This is a genomic window from Methylosinus sp. LW3 (assembly GCF_000527115.1).
In the GTDB taxonomy this organism is placed as follows: Bacteria; Pseudomonadota; Alphaproteobacteria; order Rhizobiales; family Beijerinckiaceae; genus Methylosinus.
The window spans coordinates 124,627-144,708 of record NZ_AZUO01000003.1; the positions used below are offsets into that span (position 1 = coordinate 124,627).

Below are 20,082 nucleotides of genomic sequence, written 5' to 3' on the forward strand. Positions count from 1 at the left end.
CACTCTTCCAAGTCTGCATGGAAAATACAGGTGTCTTTTAAAGCGCCAACATGGCGGTAGCCTTGCAGAAAACCACCCAGAAGCCGGTTTCGCGAAATTTTATCACGAATGTTCCGCGACACACTGCCGACAGCGAACCGTGAGACATTTTCCGAAACGGCACTTCAGGAAAGGGCCGATTGGCTGCGCTCACACAGAGATATCCATAATGAATTCAAAGTCCTCCCAGGCTTCACCAGCCCTGTCATCCGCCCCCAAACCTAGTTCCTGTATGCCGTTTGCCGCCGCAATTCCATTCTTGCGCGAATGGATGCGCAGCCCGCGAAGCGTTGCCGCAGTTCTACCCTCCGGGCAAGCGCTGGCCTCGCTGATTACAAAGGACATCTCAGCGGTAACCGGACCTGTCCTCGAGCTCGGTCCCGGCACCGGCGTTTTCACCCAGGCGTTACTCGCACGCGGTGTGCGACAGCAGGATTTGACGCTGATCGAATACGGTTCCGACTTCGCCCGACTGCTCCAGAGGCGGTTTCCCGAAGCACGGGTGCTCTGGATGGACGCCGCCTTGCTCGACCGGCACGAACTCTATCGGGATGCTCCGGTCGGCGCTGTGGTCTGCGGGCTTGGTTTTCTGAACATGCCGCAAGAGAAGATCGCGGCGATCGTCAAAGGAGCCTTCCGCTATTTGCGCCAGGATGGGGCCTTTTACTTCTTTACCTACGGAGAGCGCTGCTCTGTCCCGGATGCGGTACTCGCCGAACTGGACCTGGAGGCCACCCATGTCGGCAAGACGTTTCGTAATGTGCCGCCAGCAGCCGTATATCGCATAACTCGGCGATGGCCGGGACAAGGATGATGCCGATGGACGCTTCCCCTCTCCTGGCGCAATTCCTCAGCCTCGGCCTGCTGGGAACTGTCCTTATCGCGCTGACCGAGAAACTTGCACCGGTGGTGCCGTCCTACGTGATGCTGATGCTGCTCGGCATGACCGTTGCTGACGTCAAGGCTCTTGTCGTGATGATCCTGGCAACTGCCGCCGGCTCACTCACGGGTTCCATGATCTGGTACGGAATCGGCCGCTCGATCGGCGGGCCGCGCATCGAGATGGTCGTGGCCCGCTTTGGCAAATATATCTTTCTCAAACCACAGGTTTATCAACGCCTCGCCGATGCCTACTGGCATAACCACTTCCGGGTCACCCTGATCGGCCAGATCGTTCCAGTGGCGCGGATTTACTTGGCGCTGCCCGCCGGTGTCCTCAGACTTCAAGCCGCCCCCTTTGTCGCGGCAACGGCCCTTGGCATTCTTATGTGGAACACGCCTTTTCTGGTGCTGGGATTTCTGTTGCGCGGCACCGGCCACGATCCTGCCCATGTGGGTTTTTGGAGTTCGATCATACTGGTCGCGTTGGAGATTGCGATCTTCTCCAGCGTTCGGCGCTTGGGCTTTCCACCGATAGACTGCGAACAGCCGGACGGTTCACTTCCAGCAAATATCAGGGCGGCGAAGCTGATTCGGCAATGAGTATGTCGCCTGGCGCGCAACCGAGAAACTCGCAGATCCGGGCGAGCGTTTCAAAGCGCACAGCTTTGACCCGCCCTTGTTTCAGCAGGGACAGATTGGCCTCGGTGATGCCAACATATTCGGCGGTCGGCCCCCCTTTGGTGGTGTAGCAGTTCGGGAGCAAGCCGCTCGCGACGCGCGCTTTTCATTGCGGCGTAGCGAGCGGCTTTGCGATCGGCGAAAGCGTCGAAGCTCTGCCGCAACGTCTTTCCGTCGATGGCGATGAAGCGGGACGGCGCGGCGGCGCCGCAACTGTCGAGACTTTCCGCATGACGGCGAAATGCCTGCTCGAGCTCGTTGGGATCGATCTGTCGCAGGATTCCGCGCACGGAGGTGTAGGCTGGCGCTCTTCGCAGGGCGGCGTCTGGGAACGCCGCATTGAGCACGCCGAGCCTCGCCTGGATCAGGGCGTGGATTTGCCGATACGACCGGGCGCCGCTCAGCATGGCGATGATCGAGAATAGGATGACGCCGACCTGGTTGTAAATTTTGCCTTCGGCGCGCCGCCGATCCGGGATGGCGGCAAGGCAGGATGCGAGATCGATCGTCGTCATGGGGCAACCTCTGATTCGGGTTGCTCCCCATAGATTCAGGCACTTCCAGGCATGAAAAGCGAAAAATAACATCAATTCATCAGACAAAGTATAGAGCGTTGAACAGCCCTGCTCGCCCATGCCACACGAGTCCAGACGCCGAGCGTTTCTTCGCATCCACTTCGACGTGCATGTAGAGCGGCGCCAGCCGACGTGGACGCGGTTTTTGTGTCGGAAACGTATCGAAACAGAAGCCGAGTCGTCCGCCGTTTCAATGAAAAAGCGGAACGACTTCATGCCCCGATGCGCCATGACCCGAATGGAGGAGCCCGACATGCCCTCGAGGCGCATGCTTTCACATGCGTGCTTTAAAGATCAATTGCCGAAGCGATAGCTCAAGCCGAGCTTGATTTCTCCCTCGCCGGACTCGCGCCTCAACTTCACGCCGGGTGAAATCGGCGTGAAATATTCGCGTTGCGTCGGTAGACCATCGACGCGATATTCGATCTTGGCGCGCCATCGGTCGTCTAACGCATATTCAACGCCGAGGCCCAGCGTAGGGCCGACGACAATATCGTTGCGATGAGCCGCAAAGGCGCCCGAGTAGTAATGTCTCGAGACATCCGCGAGGAACAATCCGCCTGTTGCATAGAAGAGAATGCGATCGAAGGCATAGCCGACGCGGCCACGCATCGACCCCTGTAGGCCGACCCTGTCCACGACGCTGTCGCCGAAGACCGTCTCCGCCGAGCTGCGGGCGTTCGCGAAATTGATATCCCCGATGAGGCCGAACACAAGCGGACCGCTGTGCCAATCATAGCCTGCGTGTAGGCCACCGATTAAACTGTCGCCGTGAATGGTCCTCGACGTGAGCGTCGCTCCGGTCGGGACAAACACATTCCGCAGGCGGGTCGCAGTCCGCGCATAGCCGATCTGTGCGCCGACATAGAAGCCTTCGAACAGAAAGACAGGCGGCGGGGGAACGAAAACAGGCGGGGGAGGGACGAAGTAGCTGCGCGGCAAATCAGCGGCGTCGGCGGCCGTCGTGCAGAAAATCAGGACCAGGGCGGTGAAGCGGTGTTTACATGTCATCTGCTGTTCTCGGTGGAGAAGATGAGAGTAGGTATGCGTAACNGACCTTCCAGGCATGTGCGGTCTGACCGCTAAATGAAGTCTATGCTTGCTAGATTGCATGAACATTGCAGCGACAGCGTCGATTGCATAATAAAATCTCTTGTCAGATAGATTTTTAATGCAGANATTATTTTTCTCCCGTTCGCTCGAGGATCGTCATGCGCAATCTTTTCTGTTCCGCCATCCCCGCTTTTTGCCTTGTCTGCGCCCGCCTGCAAAGGGGCTGGGGACGCACACTTCTGTCGCATAGCGACAGGCGACATCGCCTCGTCTGAGCAAGGCCGCAATCTGCTCGCCGAATAACACGCCAACGCGCTGCCAACCGCCAGCAGCCGGGCAGTGACGCTAAACGGGATCCGCCATGTCTTCCGATACCATTCGCGCTGCATACGCGGCCGCCGCGCTCGCCTCGACAACCCTTCTTGTCGGCTGCGCTTCCGACATCATGAAGAATTATGTCGGCAGGCCGGTCGAAGATGTCATCATCGATTACGGCCCACCCTCCACCGTGCTCGAACTCGGCCGTGACGAGCGCGCATATCAATGGCGCAAGGTTTCAACCGATGTAGTGGCCGGCTCGACCAGCGGTGAGATCAAGAATACTTGGCGCGGCGCGCGCTACGAAGAAACGGTGACACCGGGTTATGTCCAGGAGCGGGAATGTTTCTACACATTTTACGCACGCGGCGGGGGCAAGGATTGGTATGTGACGAGCTTTCGCAAGCCGAGGCTCGAATGTGAGTGAGGCGTTCGAGCCTGTCGGAAAATCGCCGCAAGGCAGCCTCGGATATCCGCTACGGGCGGCGCCTGCGCGTGACGAGACGTGAGGGATACAATGCGCATTCTGCTGCTCGAAGACGAGCCGGAGATGGCTTCCGTGCTGAAATCGGCGCTGGGTCGCCGCCATATCATCGTCGACCATGTGGCGACGATCGCCGACGCCGAGGCGGCCGCCGCCTTCGGTCTCTATGACGCGCTCGTTCTCGACCGCCGCCTGCCCGACGGCGAGGGGCTCGATTTGATCCCAAAGCTGAGGGCCAGCCATGTCGATGCGCCGATCTTGATGCTGACGGCGCTCGGCGGCCTGGACGACCGTGTCGCTGGCCTCGATGGCGGCGCAGATGACTATTTGACCAAACCCTTCGCCGTCGAGGAGCTGATGGCGCGGCTCCGCGCCTTGAAGCGCCGGCCAGCAAACCTGCGTTCCGAGACGATCGTGATAGGCCGCCTCACCTATGATTTTCACCACCGCGAGGCGCTGGTCGGCGACAAACCACTGGAACTGCTTCGCCGCGAGCAACTGGCCTTGGAGGCGCTGGTTCGCCGCCCAGGCAGGGCGGTGCTACGCGCGACGCTGGAGGAATCGGTCTACGCCATGGATGACGAGATCGGCTCCAATGCGCTGGATTCTCATCTTTCACGGCTTCGCCGCAAGCTCGACGAGGCCCGCGCCGGCGTCGAGATCAGGGCGATCCGCAATCTCGGCTATCTCCTGCGCGCCACCTCATGAAAAAGTCCAATCCATATTCGTTGCAATGGGTGCTGGTGCGCAGGCTCATCCTGCTGCAGGCAGCCACGCTGCTCGTCTTCCTCGGCCTGCTCACTCTGGTGTTTTTCATCGCGCAGCCGCGTCTTGCTGTCGATAACGAGGTGGCTACGCAGCTGGTGGCGGGCGCCTTGGGCCGAGACGGCGATGGTCGGCTCATTTTGCGCGACACGTTTGAGCTCGAGAGCTTCCGCAAAAGCTTCCCCGGCCTTTGGTTCGTGGTGCGAGACGAAAAGAGCCAGGAGCTCAGGCGAGGCAATGTCCCTGCCGCCTATGTTAGCGGCGGCGACGAGCTGCTCAGACAAGTCGATCGTGCAACCTTGACCTTCGAGCCGGAATGCCCGCACCCTGCCGCGTCCTACGCCAATCTGGATTCGCCCGCGGGGCGAGTAGGCGTGCTGGCGTCTACTATCGCCTCACGTGACGAAAATACGGGCGTCGAGATCAATGTCGACCTGCATATCGATCTCGCCCGTAACGCTGATGGCAGCACCAACTGGCTGCGCGTCGGGCCGATCCTGGTCATCGTCACGCTCGTCGCGCTGCTACCGATCGTCACTGTCATGGGTTTCACGACGCTGCTGACAACGCCGGCGGTCGTGCGCCGTTCGCTCGCCGGGCTTGTCGCCACCGCCGAGGAAGCCGGCGCCATCGACATCGACAATCGTGCCGTGCAACTGCGGACCGAGGACGTGCCGCAGGAGATCGCGTCGCTGGTGCAGGCATTCAACCGTGCGCTCGCCCGCCTCGGCGAAGGCTATGAGAAGCGCAATCGCTTCCTCATGGACGCTGCACATGAACTGCGCACTCCGATCGCCATATTGCGCACACGCGCTGAATTGCTGCGCGAGGATCCGGAAAGCCGGCGCCTGCTGAAGGATATCGAGCGGCTGTCGCATCTAGCGCAGCAATTGCTCGATCGTCAGGTGCTCGATCATTCTACCGGCCCGCGCGACGTGGTCGATCTGGTCGATCTGGCGAGGATGCTCGCCGCCGATTTCGCGCCGCTGGTGCTGGAGGCCGGGTATGAGTTCTCGTTCGAACCGTCCGACGGCAAAGCGCCGGTCTGCGTCCGGCCGCAGCAGATCGAGCGCGCCGTGGCCAATCTTTTGCGCAACGCCATTGAGCACGGCGGCGGCTCGGGCTGCATCACTGTCGTGGTCGACGAAACAGGCGGAGTGGAAGTCCACGACGAGGGACCTGGAATCCCTCTCGACGAGCGCGAACGCGTGTTCGATCCGTTCTATCGACTACGCCCGCGCTCGAGCGGTGCAGGTCTGGGCCTGAGCCTCGCTCTCGAGATTACGCGCCTGCACGGCGGCGCCATCGAAATCCTCGACGGCGCGTGGATAGGCACACATATCCGGCTGCAGTTGCCTCTGGCGGAAGCTAAGAAGCCTGCCATCAAATCCAGTTGCGTCGCGCGAACCAGTTGAGCTCCGCACTGCGCTCGAGACAACCTGACGAGGATCCCTCATTTAGATACGACTCTCGACACGGCCGCATTCTTGGTGGCCGCGAAACATCAGGAAACCAGTCGATGCCGTGCGAGGAGCTATGCCGGAAAGTGGGTGATGACGGCGTGAGGAGAGCGGCGTAACGGGGTTGGTGTCCAGCCTGTCACGTTGCTCTTAACTGAGCGAAAGCTCGCCCGCGTCTTTTCCGATAGTTAGCAGAAAACACGATTGCTCTTAACCGGGTCATCCTCACTTTCCGTGCTCGACCATTGACGAAAGCGGCAACATCCGCGCGCGCAGGAGTTCGGCTCCTGCGCGGCCATACATCGAGCGCTTGAGAGTTTTCAGCCGATTGATTTGTCCTTCTGTTTGTCCGTTGCTCCAGGCTTCCGTCACTCCATTCTTGACGGCTTCGATGTCGCGTCGCAACGTGCGGACGAAACGCTGGATGGCGAATAGCCCGGAGCGGTTCGCGTCGTTCAGCCAGGTTTCGAGCCCCTCGACGTTCTTGCTGCGAAGAATGCCACGAAAGCGCATGGCGAGTCCGCGCATAATCACAAAGTCCGGTGAAGCGTCTTTCAGAGCCGCCACCTTCGCCGCCTGAGCCGGCGTTAACTGACCACGCGGCTTCATGCAGAGCGCCGCCGCGGCAATCGGGGAGATCAGCCACCCGGTCGCTGGGCAATAGCACGAGGCGTCGCTGGCGCTTCGGCAAGGACGTCCCCTGTTGTCGTCGGCTCCGTTTTCGCGGGCTTTGGCGCGAGCACAGAAGATAACGACGGTGCGCCACGTTTCGTGAGCCCCCATCGCGCCAAAACCCGCTGCATATTCGAATAGCTGCCCAAATATCCTCTCGACTTGATTTCCTCGAACAATTGATGGCCTCGGGTGCACCCGTCCGACCAACGGTTCAGAATGTAGTCACGAAAATATTTCGCCGAAGTCGGGGTGGGCGTTCTTTCTCTTCGAACCGGCGCCGTGGTCGCGAGCACCCACTTTTTAGCCGTGCGCCAGCCAACGCCCAAATCCCTGGCGATATCCCGCACCGTCGCTCGCGCACTTTTCAGAATCTGAACGCGATCGAAGATCGCTTGCCTCGAGCGGTGATGTGCTTGCTTCGTAAGACGCCGATGCTCCGCCATCTCCAAACGTCCCTTCGTCGCGCGCGAGAGCGAGCCCTTGCGCTCATCCGCGGCGTCCGGCAAAGCCGGACAAGCCATCCCCCTGTCGGAGCGGCTCATTTGCTTCTCGATCATCTCCCTCAAATTTTGCAACAGATGGAAGCGATCGGCAACTTGCCGTGCCTGTGGCGCGCCTTTCCTCGCGCCCTGCGCATAAAGGCCACAACGATCGCGGCTGACAATCTCGACCTCGGCGTGCTGGCCGAGCCACACGGCTGTCGACGCGGCCGAGCGATCAGGAAGCACGGCGACGACTTCGCGCCGTTCGAGATCCACCATGATCGTTCCGTAGTTCACGCCCTTGCCCGCGCGGGCGCGGTGCGGGCAAACTCCTTGCTCACACCGCCGCCGGCTCGACGCGCAGCGCGGCGAGGAATTCGGCGAGCTTCTGGCGATCGGCCTCGGCGAGGGGCTTCAGCGGCGGCCGCGGCGCGCCGGCCGGCAATCCGCGCAGGGCGAGCCCGGCCTTCACGGTCGTCGGCAGGCCGCCCACCACGATGAATCGCAGCACCGGCAGAATGTCATAGAACAGCGCCCGCGCCCGCACGATGTCGCCCGCCTGCACCAGATCGAACAGCCGCGACGGCCGATCGTCGAGCAGATTGGGCGCGGCGGTGCACCAGCCAGCGGCGCCGGCGGCGATCGCCTCCAACGCCATATGGTTGGCGCCGTTGTAGAAGGGGATCGCGCCGTCCGACAGCTTATGGATCGCGTGCATGCGATTGAGATCGCCGCTGCTCTCCTTGATGAAGCGCACCGTATCGAGCTCTCGCACGAGCCGCACCAGAAATTCCGGCGACATGTCCACGCCGCTGGTCCCCGGATTATTATAGGCCATGATCGGCAGATCGGTCGCTGCCGCTATGGCGGCGTAATGATCGAAGATCTCGGCCTCGGTCAGCTTCCAATAGGACACCGGAATGACCATCAGCATATCGGCGCCGATCTCGCGGGCGTAGTGCGCCTTGGCGACGGCGGCGGCCGTCGTCAGCTCGGCGATTCCGACGATCACCGGAACGCGGTTGGCCACCGTCTCGACGCCGAGGCGGGCGCCATGGCGCCATTCCTCGTCGGTCAGATAGGCGCTCTCCCCGGCGCTGCCGAGGAAGGCGACGGCCGCCGGCTGCGAGCGCAGCAAATTTTCGGTCACGTGGCGGAACGCGCCGTCGTCGATCCCGCCATCAGCGGAAAAGGGCGTGACGGGATAGGCCACGATGCCGCGAATCACATTGGTCCGAGTCGCATTGGTCATGGCGATCCTCACTTCGCTTCTTCGCGGATCGCGAGGCGACCGGCGTTCTGAAGCATGGGGGCGTTCTCGCAGGCGAGATAGCGCGCGGGCTTGTCCAAATCGGCGTTGACGTGATGGTGCCAAGCCCAGACCGGAATATAGACGGCGTCGCCCGCCTCCCATTCGATGCGGCGGTCCTCGATCATCGAATAGCCGCGCCCCTCGAACACATAGAGAATGGTCTCATAAGTGTGGCGATGGCGGTTGGAGCGGCCGCCCGGCGTGAGCCCGCCGACCGTGAGGCTGATGGCGTGCGACGGCAGATCGATGAAATGCACCGGATGCTTGCGCTCGGCCGAATAGGCGGCGCGCGCATCGTCCTTCTCGACACCGCGATGTGCGAGCCGCTCCGGCAAAATCACCTCGAATATCGGCGGCGTCTTGTCGAAATCGGCCGAATGAAAAACCCGTTGGGCGGACATGGCCCGTCTCCCTATTTGGTTGCGACGGCCTGTCTTCATTCGAATATGAGGATCGGTCCAAGACTTGTTTTCGATAATGAAAATAGGTTTTGCCTATGATATAGGAGTCCGATGGATTTTCGACGGCTCCGCTATCTGATCCGCGTCGGCGAGGAGCGCAGCTTCACCCGCGCCGCCCGCTCGCTCAATGTCTCGCAGCCGACGCTCTCCCAGCAGATACAGGATCTCGAGGCGGAGCTCGGCGTCGCTCTTTTCACCCGGACAGCGCATAAGGTCGAGCCGACCGAGGCCGGCCTGCTGACCATAGACTGCGCGCGCCGGGTATTGGCGGAGACGGAGCGGCTGCGCGAGGCCGTGCAGGAATATCGCGGACTGAAGCGCGGCCGGCTGCGCATCGGCGTGACGCAGACCTTCAACGCGCTCTATCTGCCGCAGATCGTCACCGCCTTCGCGCGCGACTATCCGGCGATCGACCTCGAGATCCTGGAGCTCGCCAATGACGAGATCGACGCCGGCGTCGAGGCCGGGACGCTACATCTGGGCGTCGGTCTTCCTCGCGCGCACACCAAGAGCCGCTCCCAGCCGCTCTATGCCGACACACTCATGTTTGTCTGCGCACGCGGGCACAGGCTGGCCGAGGCCGAGAGCGTCCCGGCGGCGCGCCTGTCCGAGGAGAGCATAGCTTTGCTCGGCCATGGCTTTCGCACGCGGGCGGCAGTCGACGACTATCTCGCGGAGGCGGATATGACGCCGCTGCGCGTGATCGCCTTCAATACTTTCGCGGCCATTCTCAATGTCGTCGCCTCGGGCGATTACGTCTCTATCGTACCCGCCGACGTGCGCCATGTGTCAGGACTCGTCTCGGGCGTCGCGGCGCTGCATTTCGCGCGGCTGGAACCCGGCCCCGGCAGCCGCACGATCTGCCTACTGAGCGCGCCGGACGACAGGACAACGCCGGCGGTGATCCGCTTCGCCGCGCGCATTCGCGATTATTTCGCCGCGACGAAGCGATGACGGTCAGAGCTTTCGATGGTTCTGGAGCAAAGAGCGGGAGCGAAACATAATCCTTCGGAGGGCGGAACCGGACGCTGGGGTTACGGGCGATGCCGAGCGCGGACGTTCTTTTCAAAGGACGCCATTTCGACCGCGAAATCATCGTTCTCTGCGTGCGCTGGAATCTGCGATACGAGCTCGGCGTCCGAGATCTCGTGGAATTGATAGCGGAGCGCGGCTTGTTGTTGGTCCACTCGACCATCATGCGCTGGGTTCCGAGCCATCGCGATCGCCGACGTGGAGCGAGTATTGGACGGGACCGACCTTCATCGTCATCGATAGGCTCGCGCCAGAACAGGCCTCAGCAACGTCATGAGGAGGCCGGCGACACTGTCCGATTACGTAGCCGGCTGCGGGCGTTTGTCCCGCGCTTGCTATCCGGCCGTCGCACGGTGCTCCCGAAAGGCCGCAGCCAATGTCCGAAGCGCGGCGCGCGACTTGCGATCGGTGAGCGTCGAGTGCAGCACGATCTCCGACGACGGCAGGCGCGGCAACCTGAAGCGCTCGCCGATTTCGATGGCGCCGGGCGGAGCAAGGCGACAGGAAAAGATGGCCATGGCGAGTCCGGCCGAGACGGCTGCCGCCACCGCCGACGAGCCGCCACCCAGGAACACTTCCGTCCAGGCGATGCCCGCCTCATCGAGAGCACGGGTCGCAATATCGCGCACGCCGCAGGACGGCGACAGGGCGGCCAGCCGCAGAGGCTCGCCCTGCCGATGCTCGAAATTCGGCGCGGCGAACCATCCGAAATGTTCGGGGCCGAGGACCTCGCCATCACGCCGGTCGTCTTCGCGACGAATGATACAGGCGTCCAGTTCTCCGCGATCGAAGGCGTCGAGCAGCGTGCGCGAATTCTCCAGGCGGACTTCGATGCGCAGGCCCGGATCATGCGCGTTGAGTTGCGCCAGAAGGGTCGGAAGCTCCGGTCCGGCCACATGTGCGGCGATGCCGAGCCCGAAGCGGCGCGGGGTCGTGGACGCGAGCGCCGACAGCGCGGCTTCGTGCGCGGCAAGAAAGTCGCGAGCCCGGTCGAGAAAGAGGGCGCCATGCGCGGAGAGCCGGACGTGGCGCGGCGTGCGCTCGATCAGCCTTTGGCCAATCCGCTCTTCCAGGCGACGCAGCTTGACGCTGATCGCGCCTTGCGTGGAGCCGAGGGCCTCGGCTGCTCGCGTGAAACTTTGCAGGTCAGCGACGGCCACGAAAGCCTGTACCGACTCGACATCGAGGGATGCCATTTCAATCATCCAGATTTGTTGTCTCTAAAATACTCAGCCATACCATTCTTATATCGTCAAGTTTCGCCTACGATCAGGTTCATCAACAACAGTCCCTCGCAGGACTGCCGTGGCGCCCCGGCCTTAGCCGCTGTGGGTGAACGGCCGCGCGCGGGACGCCGAGCGATCTCGCGCTTGAAAGGCCTAATCATGTCTTTTACTTCCTCGCGGCAAGGCAACCTTGCCTTGGCCGCCATCTGCTTGTCGGCTTTGATGTTCGGCTTCGAAATATCAAGCGTTCCGGCGATCCTGCCGACGCTGGAGAAAGTTCTTCACGCCGACTTCCAGCAGCTCCAGTGGACGATGAATGCCTACACCATCGCCGTGGCGACGGTTCTCATGGCTGCGGGCACACTGGCGGATCGCTTCGGGCGCAAGCGTCTCCTCATCGTCGCCATTGTTGCGTTCGGCGGCACGTCCCTCCTGTGCGGCCTTGCCCCCGACATGACAATCCTCATCGTCGGGCGCGCGCTCCAAGGCGCGAGCGGCGGCGCCATGCTGATTTGTGGGATCGCAGTGCTCTCGCATCAGTTCAGCACGGCGGCCGATCGCGCCCGGGCTTTCGGCTGGTGGGGCATCGTTACTGGGTTTGGCCTCGGCTTCGGCCCGGTGATCGGCGCCGGGATCGCCGCCCTCATGGGCTGGGCCTGGGTGTTTCTGATCCACGGCTTCATCGCAGCGCCGACGGTCGTTCTGGCTTGGAGCGCTGTCCGGGAATCGAAAGACCCGAAGGCTCGGCGGCTGGATCTCGCTGGCGTCGCGACCTTGTCACTGGCCGTCTTTTGCGTCGCTTACGTCGTCACCCAGGGCAGCGAACTCGGCCTCACCAGCCCGATCGCGCTGGCGATCGTCGCCACGGCCACCCTCAGCCTCATCGCCTTCATCATTGTCGAGCAGATCACGCCGCACCCGATGTTCGATTTCTCGGTGTTCCGAATCCGGCCGTTTTCCGGAGCTCTGTTCGGCTCGATGGGCATGAATTTCAGCTTCTGGCCGTTCATGATCTATCTGCCGATCTGGTTTCAGGCAGGACTCGGACTCGATGGTCTGATCGCCGGCTTGGCGCTGCTCGCCTACACCCTGCCGACGCTCGTTGTGCCGCCATTCGCCGAACGCCTCTCACTGCGCCTAGGAGCCGGGGCCGTCATCCCGGCGGGACTGTTCGTGATCGGTCTCGGCTTTTTCACAATGAAGATCGGAACAGGCGGTGGTCCGGCGGCCTTGCCGACAACGTTGGTTGGCGCGTTGCTGGCCGGGATCGGCCTCGGAGCGACCAACACGCCGGTCACCAACACCACGACCGGATCCGTGTCGAGCGACAGAGCCGGTATGGCGTCCGGCATCGACATGAGCGCCCGGATGATCTCGCTCGCCATCAACATCGCACTGATGGGCTTCGTCTTGCTCGAGGGTGTTCTGAAGCGCCTGAGTACAGCGTCGGGATCATTCGACGCGGCGCAGCTTCGGCGCTTCGCCGAACAGATCGCGGCCGGAAATGTCGCCGCTCTAGATCAAGCCGCCCACGGAGCGTCGAAGGTGATCGGTCCTGCCGCACTGGCCGGCGGCTTTGGAGACGTGATGCTCTACGGCGCCATCGGCGTCTGGGTGCTGGCCGCACTCAGCTTCTTCACCTTCGGGAGGAGGAGAGATGTCGATGGCGCGTCATGAGGTCGGAGCCCGTCAGCCCGCCGGTCCTTGCGTCCTGCGCTATGCCAATGTCGGCGCGGTCGAGCGACGAGCGACCTCGACGAACAGATTTCCGGCCCGCGACAACGGGCGCGCGGACGAAGCGACGAGCCCGAACTCGCGATGCAGCGGTGAAGTGAGTTTCGAAACCCGGAAGCCGCGTTGCTGTTCCGGCAGGGTGGATTCCGGCACGAGGCTGACACCCGCGCCCTCCCGCACCAGGGCAATCGCGCTCGACCAGTCGCGCACCTCGATCTGCACGTTCTGGAGCGTCAATCCAGCCGCGTCGGCAAGCGAGCGGGCGTTCGTATGGCACCCGCCGGTGGCGAGAACGAAGGGCGCGGCCGCCAGTTCGTCGAACGGAAGCGACGGTCGTCGTGACAAGGGATGCGCCGCCGGCAGGATCGGAACCCAAGCATCCCGTCCGAGCAGAACGGCTTTTCTGGCCGAAGACGGGTTGAGAACGACCCCGAGGTCGATCGATCCCGTCGCGAGCCAAGCCTCCACTTCCAGGTCGTCGGTTTCGAGCGGCACGAGGTCGATACCCGGATGGAGCGTGCGAAAACGCCGAAGCAGGGGCGGAAGGACCGTGGCGAAGACGCTTGGAAACCCCGCCAGGCGGATGGCCCCGGTCTCCTCGCCGATCAGCGCCATTGCCTCCCTTTCGATCGCCTCCAGATGCGAAAGAGCCGTACGCGCATGGTCGAGCGCGCGCTCTCCGAAGGCGGTCAACTCGACACCCCGTGGTTGCCGAATGAGCAGCTTCACCCCGAGGCTCTCTTCGAGCGCGGCCAGGGCTTGGCTCATCCCCGATTGGGTGACGCCGAGCTTGTCCGCGGCTGCGGTGAAGCTGCCGGCATCTGCGACGGCGATAAGGCTCTGGAGCTGGGTCAGGTTCATAGTAGGTACACTTATACTAGAAAAATATTCGAGTAATTTTTATTATGCCATGGGACCTGCGAGTGTGGGTGGCTATCTTTCCCCTCAGCGAGGCCCCAACGATGAAGCTCTATTTCGCGCCCGACACCTGTTCGCTTTCGCCGCACATCGTGCTTCAGGAGCTCGGAATGCCCTACGAGCTCGTCCGCGTGGACAATCGGACGAAACGCACATCCACGGGAGAGGACTTCCTCGCCATCAATCCGAAGGGCTATGTCGCGGCACTCGAACTCGATACCGGCGAGGTTCTGACCGAAGGAGCGGCCATCGTTCAGTATTTGGCCGACCTGATGCCGGAGGCGGGATTGGCTCCGGCCGCCGGTACGCTGGCGCGGGTTCGGCTGCAGGAATGGCTCAACTTCATCACCAGCGAAATCCATTCCGGATCGAGCCCGCTGTTCAATCGAGCCTTGCCGGAGGAGGTGCTGGTGATCTTCCGGGACCGGCTGTTCCGGCGCCTCGACTTCATCGAGGTGAACCTCGCATCTCGGGATTATCTGGTGGGCGACGGCTTCACGGTCGCCGACGCCTATCTCTTCACCGTGCTCGGCTGGATGAAGGGGTTTTCGATCGATCTCGACCGTTGGCCGGCGACCACTCGCCATATGCAACGGATCGGCGCGCGGGCGTCCGTCCAAGCTGCTTTGGCACGGGAGGCGGAGATTCCTCCCGTCGAATGACACGCAAGTTCGACTTCGACCCGTTGATCGGAGAGCTGTCGGTGGTCGCGGCGCGCGGCAGAGAAGATTCAGGGAGCGTCGTCTCGTCGGAACTTTCCCGGCGCACAGCCGACGACCCGCCGGAAGGTTGTGCTGAAGGCCGCTTCGGATTCATAGCCGATGGAAAAGCCGATCGCCCCGACACTGTCGTTCGTTCGTTTGAGCCGCTCAGCCGCGAGCATCATGCGCCAGCGGATGAGATAGTCCAGGGGCGGTTGTCCAACCGCTTCCCGGAAGCGCGCAGCGAAAGTGCTGCGCGACATGCCGGCGATGGCTCCCAGTTCGGCAAGCGTCCAATGGCGAGCGGGCTCGGCGTGCATGGCGCCGAGCGCTCTCGTCAGCCTCGGATCGGACAGCGCCGACAACCATCCGGCGGGTTTGTCCGTTCCGGAGGCGAGCCAGAGCCGCAAGACTTGCAAGAGCATGATCTGGGCGAGGTGCTCCGCCATCAACATGCCACCTGGAGGCCGATCTTTCAGTTCCGCAGCCAGTTGCTCCAGCGCCCGGCGCAGAACGGCAGCTTGGTTCGAGGCGTCACGCACATGAACGATTGCCGGCAAGGACCCGAACAACATTCCGGCATGATCGCCCTCGAAAGAAAAGCGCCCCCCGATCAGGAAGAAGTCGCCGCCGCCGTTGCAGGTCGCGATGCCGTCGACAGCCTGATCATAGATCGTGGGAGATTCGATCGGGGGCAATGCGAGGTCCGTCGCGAAGAGGAACGGCCGGCCGCGCGTGAGCAGGAAGCAGTCGCCGACTTCGATCCGTCGCGGTTCCGGCTCTCCGTCGACCTGGACCCAACAGGCGCCGCGCATGACCGCGTTGAACTTGATGCCTTCATGCGGGGGAAAGCGAATCGCCCACTCACCGCCGGCGTCGAGGCCCGCGCTGATGGCGGTTTTCGGCTTCAGAAGCGACAGAACATCGGACAATGGGTCCAAGGCAAAAATCCAGACGATCGAGAAGGAACGGCGGATTATACGGCATGGATCGTGCGAACGCCACGGGTCATCATTCCTGAGAGCAAACATGCGGGCGAAACCGCACCTCTCGGAGAGACACCATGATCGACCATCAGAAACCGCTTGGATCCGGCTTTGGGGCAAGAAGCACAGCGACGGATGTTCTCGCCGATATCGATGTCGCCGGTAAACGCGCGATCATCACCGGAGGGTATTCGGGGCTCGGCCTGGAAACGACCAGGGCGCTCGCCGCATCGGGAGCCCAGGTCGTCGTTGCCGCGCGCAATCCAGCGGCAGCAGCGGTAGCCACGAAGGACATCGGCGGCGTGACGGTCGAGCCGTTGGACCTTTCGCACCTCGACAGCGTGCGCGCCTTCGCTGAGCACATCCTCACCGGTGGCCAACACATCGATATTCTGATCAACAACGCGGGCATCATGGCCTGCCCGGAGACGAGGGTAGGACAGGGCTGGGAGGCGCAGTTCGCCACCAATCACCTCGGGCATTTCGCGCTGACAAACGCGCTTTGGCCGCGGCTCGAAGGTGGTGCACGTGTCATCTCGGTCTCATCGGCCGGCCACCACAATTCGCCGATCAACTGGGACGACCTTCATTTTATTGGCGGCTACGACAAATGGCGTGCCTACGGCCAGTCGAAGACGGCGAATGCGCTCTTCGCCGTCCATCTCGGCCGGCTTGGGCGCGAGGCCGGCGTGCAGGCCTTCTCGCTTCATCCGGGAAAGATCTTCACACCGCTCCAGCGGCATCTGGCGCAGGCGGAGATGATCGCCGAGGGCTGGCTCGACGTGAGCGGTGCGCCAGCCGACCCGACCTTCAAGACGCCAGCCCAAGGCGCGGCGACGCAAGTTTGGGCCGCGACCTCGCCGATGCTCGACGGTCTTGCCGGTCTCTATTGCGAGGATTGCGATATTGCCGTGCGCGCCGAGACTACAAATCAACCGTTCGTCGGTATTCGAAATTACGCCGCCGATCCCGATCAGGCCGAGCGGCTCTGGACTGAACCGCGCCGGGATTGCCGGAGGCTCCAACCCTTGAGAGGATGGAGCCATGGATACGAAGAAGAAAACATCGAACAGATTTTCACCTGAGGTTCGGGACCGGGCGGTTCGGATGGTGCTGGAGCACCGCGGCGACCATGCCTCGCAATGGGCGGCGATCGCCTCGATCGCGGCGAAGATCGGCTGCACGGGCGAGACGTTGCGGAACTGGGTCCGCCAGGCGGAGCGCGATTCCGGCGCCCGCCCTGGCGCGACGACGGATGAGCGCGAGCGGATCAAGGCGCTGGAGCGGGAGAACCGCGAGCTGCGGCAGGCCAATGAGATCCTGCGCAAGGCGTCGGCTTATTTTGCGGCGGCGGAGCTCGACCGCCGCTCGAAACAATGATCGCCTTCATCGACGCTCATCGGGAAGCGCACGGGGTCGAGCCGATCTGCAAGGTCTTGCCGATCGCCCCTTCCACCTATTGGGCGCATGCGGCGCGCCGGCGCGACCCTGCGAAAGCCTCGGCCAGAGCGCGCCGGGACGCGGTCCTTCGCAAGGAGATACGGCGCGTCTATGACGAGAACTTCCAGGTCTATGGCGTGCGCAAGGTGTGGAGGCAGTTGGACCGGGAGGGCGAAAAGGTCGCGCGCTGCACCGTAGCGCGGCTGATGCGGAGCATGGGTTTGCAAGGGATCGTGCGCGGCCGGCCGGTCAAAACGACGGTGAGCGACCGCAAGGCTCCATGCCCGCTCGACAAGGTGAACCGGCAATTTCGGGCGGCGCGGCCGAATGCGCTGTGGCTGTCCGACTTCACTTATGTCTCGACTTGGCAAGGCTTCGTCTATGTGGCTTTCGTGATCGACGCCTTCGCTCGGCGGATCGTCGGTTGGCGCGCCTCGCGCACGGCGCATGCGGGCTTCGTGCTCGACGCGCTCGAGCAGGCGCTGCATGATCGTCGGCCGGTTCACAGCGGCGGCCTCGTCCATCATAGCGACCGCGGCGTTCAATACGTCTCTATAAAATACACCGAGCGCCTCGCCGAGGCCGGCGTCGAGCCATCGGTCGGCAGCGTCGGCGACAGCTACGACAACGCGCTCGCCGAGACGATCAACGGACTCTACAAGGCCGAGCTGATCTGGCGAAAGGGGCCGTGGCGAAGCTTCGAGGCGGTCGAGTTCGCCACGCTCGAATGGGTCGACTGGTTCAACAATCGCAGACTGCTGGAGCCGATCGGAAACATTCCGCCGGTAGAAGCCGAAGCGCGCTATTATGCGCAACTCGAGGAGCCCGCCATCGCGGCGTGACTCAGACGAAATGGCCTCCGGCGATCCCGGCGCGGTTCAGACGCTTTCCGCCGAACTCACTGGCATCGATGCCTTCGATGCATCGAGGTGATGCCATGCGGGTGGGCGGCGCCAAAGAGCGTGACAGGAGCGAAGACGCCGTGCTGGGGAAAAAACCTATTCATTTCATCTGTCTCCCGCCCGCAGTTCAGGAGAACGGAAGGCCGGGAAGTTCAGCTGTTACAAACAGAAATTCCCTTGTGCAGCTTGGCTTCCTGTCGCTGCACCGCCTATTTCAATACGGCCAGGGCCGGCTCGATCAGCGCCTCCAGTTCCGCTCGCGTCGCGCCATCCCGTGCCTGGAAGGAGATGGCCTGCAGAATGCCGTGATAGAAGGCTGCGAGCTGCGCGACGTTCGTGCCCGTCGGCAGCCAAGTGAGGATGACGCGGAAGACCCTCCTAAAGCGAGAATTCCTGATACGAAAAGTTGCTCACGCAAAATTTGCACCGCAACCCTTCGTCGTCGCCGTAGAGACGACGAATGACGACAAGCCACACAAGATCATCCTGCGGCGCGTGAAAGCGTTCAGCAAGGCGGAGTTGCGCAAGCTCGCCGGCGCAGCGCTCGAGAGTGGCGCCGCTGTCGTCTCCGATGGACTGAACTGTTTCGCCGCCGTGACGGAGGTCGGCTGCAGGCACACCGCGATCGTCACAGGGTCGGGAGCGAAAGCTGCAAAAATCCCGGCCTTCAAAGGGGTCGACACCGCCCTCGGCAATATCAAGGCGGCGATCGTCGGAACCTATCGAGCCGTCGGGAAGAAACATGTCCCGCGCTACCTCGCCGAATTCGAATACCGTTTCAATCGGCAAGACGATCTCGTCGACATGATCCCGCGCCTCGCCGTCGTCGCGACAGCAACAGCCCCGATGCTCTACCGCCTCCTCAAGCTGGCGGACTTTCAGCCGTAAGCAGGAATGCCTTTGTCACGGGACTGTCAGCAGATCTGATCGCCTTTCCGCTACTTCGGTCCGGTCAGCATCTTGTGAAGGACGCCCGCGAATCTGTCGAACCGCGCCGAACCATTGCGGATCGCGAGCACCAGTCGAATGTTCGGCACGGTCGGGAGCCCAACGTCTTTGGACATGATCGCATGATCGGGGCCGACCGCGCTCTTCGGGAGTATTCCCACTCCCAACCTCGCGCTGATGGCCGAGCGGACATTTTCGTAGGATGCGCTTGAATAGGCGATCGAATATTTAACGCCCGTCGTCTCCAGCGACTGAATCGCCGCGCGCCGATAGGCGCAGCCGTCTGGAAAGGTGACGAGCGGTAGCTCACAGCTCGGATCAAAACGATATCTCTCGCGGGCGACCCAGAGCAGCGGCTCCTCACGAATGATCCGCATATTACACTCACAGCCAACGCGGTTGTCCTCCGCCATGTCCTTGTAGAGAACGATATCCAGCGCGCCTCTGGAAAATTGTTCTTTCAATTGCTCCGACAGGCCGGAAACGACTTCGACGCGCAGATTGGAATTGCTCTCGACGGAGCGTGCGACGAGGGAGTTCAAATGCTCGACCTCGAAGTCGTCCAAGACACCCAGCACGATCCGGTCAGATGCATCCTGCTGTCTCATGATCCCTACCGTGTCGTTGAGCTTCACCAGAATCTCACGCGCCGGTCCAATGAAGCGATGGCCATCCTCGGTCAGTCCCGCGAAGTGGCCGCGATCACGAACGACGAGCACGCATCGAAGAATGTCCTCCAACCTTTTGAGGCCCTGCGTGATCGCCGACTGTGAGCGCGCGAGTTCGTTGCCGGCACGCTGAAAACCGCCATGGTCGCTGACCGCCACGAAAGCTCGAAGATGCTCGAGCGTGATCCTACGATCTCCCATGATCGCATCCGATCGCGCGCGGTCGTTCTGCAAATCGCTCATGCTCGCCTCATATGCTGTCGATGACAAGGCATATTAGGCGCACTTATATCGCCCGCAAATTACTAATTTTACTGCAAATGCCCATTCGCCCATAGTTCTT

20 protein-coding genes, 3 pseudogenes and 1 other annotated feature are annotated in these 20,082 nt (G+C 62.3%); of the genes and pseudogenes, 12 read left to right on the forward strand and 11 right to left on the reverse strand.

Translation table 11 applies throughout. The features are described from left to right. Nucleotides 1-271 precede the first annotated feature (271 nt). Entirely contained in the window at nucleotides 272-853 is a 582-nt protein-coding gene (locus tag METLW3_RS27810; protein ID WP_084484927.1) for a methyltransferase domain-containing protein, read from the forward strand. Between the two features lie 5 nt (nucleotides 854-858). Then, on the forward strand, nucleotides 859-1,521 hold the full coding sequence (locus METLW3_RS0122045; RefSeq protein WP_024881927.1) for a VTT domain-containing protein: 663 nt from the start codon (nucleotides 859-861) through the stop codon (nucleotides 1,519-1,521). On the opposite strand, the pseudogene METLW3_RS27815 reads toward METLW3_RS0122045, so the two are convergent. From METLW3_RS27815 to METLW3_RS0122055, 3 genes and pseudogenes are all read right to left on the reverse strand, one after another. Continuing rightward, nucleotides 1,493-1,645, reverse strand: a pseudogene (locus tag METLW3_RS27815) (helix-turn-helix domain-containing protein); the annotation flags it as partial. The gene METLW3_RS0122045 and the pseudogene METLW3_RS27815 sit on opposite strands and share 29 nt — an antisense overlap. After that, nucleotides 1,572-2,444: a transposase family protein gene (locus METLW3_RS29360; RefSeq protein ID WP_024881928.1), complete on the reverse strand. Its 873-nt coding sequence runs from the start codon at nucleotides 2,442-2,444 to the stop codon at nucleotides 1,572-1,574. The pseudogene METLW3_RS27815 and the gene METLW3_RS29360, both read right to left, overlap by 74 nt. 24 nt (nucleotides 2,445-2,468) lie before the next feature. Further along, nucleotides 2,469-3,185 (reverse strand): outer membrane beta-barrel protein, encoded by a 717-nt coding sequence (locus tag METLW3_RS0122055; RefSeq protein ID WP_024881625.1) that lies wholly within the window; start codon nucleotides 3,183-3,185, stop codon nucleotides 2,469-2,471. Between the two features lie 403 nt (nucleotides 3,186-3,588). Here METLW3_RS0122055 and METLW3_RS0122060 point away from each other — a divergent pair, with 403 nt between their 5' ends. From METLW3_RS0122060 to METLW3_RS0122070, 3 genes are all read left to right on the forward strand, one after another. Then, on the forward strand, nucleotides 3,589-3,972 hold the full coding sequence (locus METLW3_RS0122060; protein ID WP_024881626.1) for a hypothetical protein: 384 nt from the start codon (nucleotides 3,589-3,591) through the stop codon (nucleotides 3,970-3,972). A 90-nt stretch (nucleotides 3,973-4,062) separates the two neighbouring features. Then, a complete protein-coding gene (locus METLW3_RS0122065) occupies nucleotides 4,063-4,737 on the forward strand; it encodes a response regulator transcription factor (RefSeq protein ID WP_024881627.1) in 675 nt (224 codons plus the stop codon). Then, on the forward strand, nucleotides 4,734-6,209 hold the full coding sequence (locus METLW3_RS0122070; RefSeq protein WP_024881628.1) for a HAMP domain-containing sensor histidine kinase: 1,476 nt from the start codon (nucleotides 4,734-4,736) through the stop codon (nucleotides 6,207-6,209). The genes METLW3_RS0122065 and METLW3_RS0122070 overlap by 4 nt, the downstream gene beginning before the upstream one ends. A 270-nt stretch (nucleotides 6,210-6,479) precedes the next feature. Here the strand turns inward: METLW3_RS0122070 and METLW3_RS26230 are convergent. The 4 genes and pseudogenes from METLW3_RS26230 to METLW3_RS0122085 form a co-directional block, all read right to left on the reverse strand. Beyond that, nucleotides 6,480-6,911, reverse strand: a pseudogene (locus tag METLW3_RS26230) (transposase); the annotation flags it as partial. Beyond that, nucleotides 6,893-7,708 carry a transposase gene (locus METLW3_RS27820; RefSeq protein ID WP_084484929.1) on the reverse strand — a complete coding sequence of 272 codons (816 nt, stop codon included), beginning with the start codon at nucleotides 7,706-7,708 and terminating at the stop codon, nucleotides 6,893-6,895. The pseudogene METLW3_RS26230 and the gene METLW3_RS27820, both read right to left, overlap by 19 nt. Before the next feature lie 40 nt (nucleotides 7,709-7,748). Further along, a complete protein-coding gene (locus METLW3_RS0122080) occupies nucleotides 7,749-8,663 on the reverse strand; it encodes a dihydrodipicolinate synthase family protein (protein WP_036310107.1) in 915 nt (304 codons plus the stop codon). An 8-nt stretch (nucleotides 8,664-8,671) separates the two neighbouring features. Beyond that, complete coding sequence (locus METLW3_RS0122085) at nucleotides 8,672-9,124, reverse strand: cupin domain-containing protein (protein ID WP_024881930.1); 453 nt, start codon at nucleotides 9,122-9,124, stop codon at nucleotides 8,672-8,674. A gap of 111 nt (nucleotides 9,125-9,235) precedes the next feature. Here METLW3_RS0122085 and METLW3_RS0122090 point away from each other — a divergent pair, with 111 nt between their 5' ends. Together METLW3_RS0122090 and METLW3_RS29175 are read left to right on the forward strand one after the other, a co-directional pair. Next, nucleotides 9,236-10,138 carry a LysR substrate-binding domain-containing protein gene (locus tag METLW3_RS0122090; RefSeq protein ID WP_024881931.1) on the forward strand — a complete coding sequence of 301 codons (903 nt, stop codon included), beginning with the start codon at nucleotides 9,236-9,238 and terminating at the stop codon, nucleotides 10,136-10,138. Between the two features lie 89 nt (nucleotides 10,139-10,227). Continuing rightward, nucleotides 10,228-10,392: pseudogene (locus METLW3_RS29175) on the forward strand (IS6 family transposase); the annotation flags it as partial. A 159-nt stretch (nucleotides 10,393-10,551) separates the two neighbouring features. Here METLW3_RS29175 and METLW3_RS0122100 read toward each other — a convergent pair. After that, the gene (locus METLW3_RS0122100) at nucleotides 10,552-11,412 is read right to left on the reverse strand and encodes a LysR substrate-binding domain-containing protein (protein ID WP_024881932.1); all 861 of its coding nucleotides are present in this window, start codon (nucleotides 11,410-11,412) and stop codon (nucleotides 10,552-10,554) included. 189 nt (nucleotides 11,413-11,601) lie between these two features. Between METLW3_RS0122100 and METLW3_RS0122105 the strand changes: the two genes are divergently transcribed. Continuing rightward, entirely contained in the window at nucleotides 11,602-13,119 is a 1,518-nt protein-coding gene (locus METLW3_RS0122105) for an MFS transporter (RefSeq protein ID WP_024881933.1), read from the forward strand. 39 nt (nucleotides 13,120-13,158) lie between these two features. On the opposite strand, the gene METLW3_RS0122110 is transcribed toward METLW3_RS0122105, so the two are convergent. Further along, complete coding sequence (locus tag METLW3_RS0122110; RefSeq protein WP_024881934.1) at nucleotides 13,159-14,037, reverse strand: LysR family transcriptional regulator; 879 nt, start codon at nucleotides 14,035-14,037, stop codon at nucleotides 13,159-13,161. Nucleotides 14,038-14,138: 101 nt separating this feature from the next. Between METLW3_RS0122110 and gstA the strand changes: the two genes are divergently transcribed. Further along, a complete protein-coding gene (gene gstA / locus METLW3_RS0122115; RefSeq protein WP_024881935.1) occupies nucleotides 14,139-14,756 on the forward strand; it encodes a glutathione transferase GstA in 618 nt (205 codons plus the stop codon). Between the two features lie 68 nt (nucleotides 14,757-14,824). Here the strand turns inward: gstA and METLW3_RS0122120 are convergent, their stop codons facing one another. Then, entirely contained in the window at nucleotides 14,825-15,736 is a 912-nt protein-coding gene (locus METLW3_RS0122120; RefSeq protein WP_024881936.1) for an AraC family transcriptional regulator, read from the reverse strand. A 122-nt stretch (nucleotides 15,737-15,858) separates the two neighbouring features. Between METLW3_RS0122120 and METLW3_RS0122125 the strand changes: the two genes are divergently transcribed. From METLW3_RS0122125 to METLW3_RS26240, 3 genes are all read left to right on the forward strand, one after another. Continuing rightward, the gene (locus METLW3_RS0122125) at nucleotides 15,859-16,866 is read left to right on the forward strand and encodes an SDR family NAD(P)-dependent oxidoreductase (protein ID WP_024881937.1); all 1,008 of its coding nucleotides are present in this window, start codon (nucleotides 15,859-15,861) and stop codon (nucleotides 16,864-16,866) included. Continuing rightward, nucleotides 16,826-18,063 (forward strand): IS3 family transposase gene (locus tag METLW3_RS0122135; protein ID WP_198022806.1). Its coding sequence is split into 2 segments (ribosomal slippage): nucleotides 16,826-17,123 and nucleotides 17,123-18,063, totalling 1,239 coding nucleotides; the frame shifts between segments, so codons are not numbered across the junction. Before METLW3_RS0122125 ends, METLW3_RS0122135 begins: the two co-directional genes overlap by 41 nt. Further along, nucleotides 17,116-17,232 (forward strand) — a sequence feature (AL1L pseudoknot). Its footprint overlaps the gene before it by 117 nt. A 396-nt stretch (nucleotides 18,064-18,459) precedes the next feature. Continuing rightward, entirely contained in the window at nucleotides 18,460-19,011 is a 552-nt protein-coding gene (locus METLW3_RS26240; protein ID WP_157516647.1) for an IS1595 family transposase, read from the forward strand. A gap of 50 nt (nucleotides 19,012-19,061) precedes the next feature. Here the strand turns inward: METLW3_RS26240 and METLW3_RS0122150 are convergent, their stop codons facing one another. Then, nucleotides 19,062-19,982 carry a LysR family transcriptional regulator gene (locus tag METLW3_RS0122150; protein ID WP_024881939.1) on the reverse strand — a complete coding sequence of 307 codons (921 nt, stop codon included), beginning with the start codon at nucleotides 19,980-19,982 and terminating at the stop codon, nucleotides 19,062-19,064. Nucleotides 19,983-20,082 lie beyond the last annotated feature (100 nt).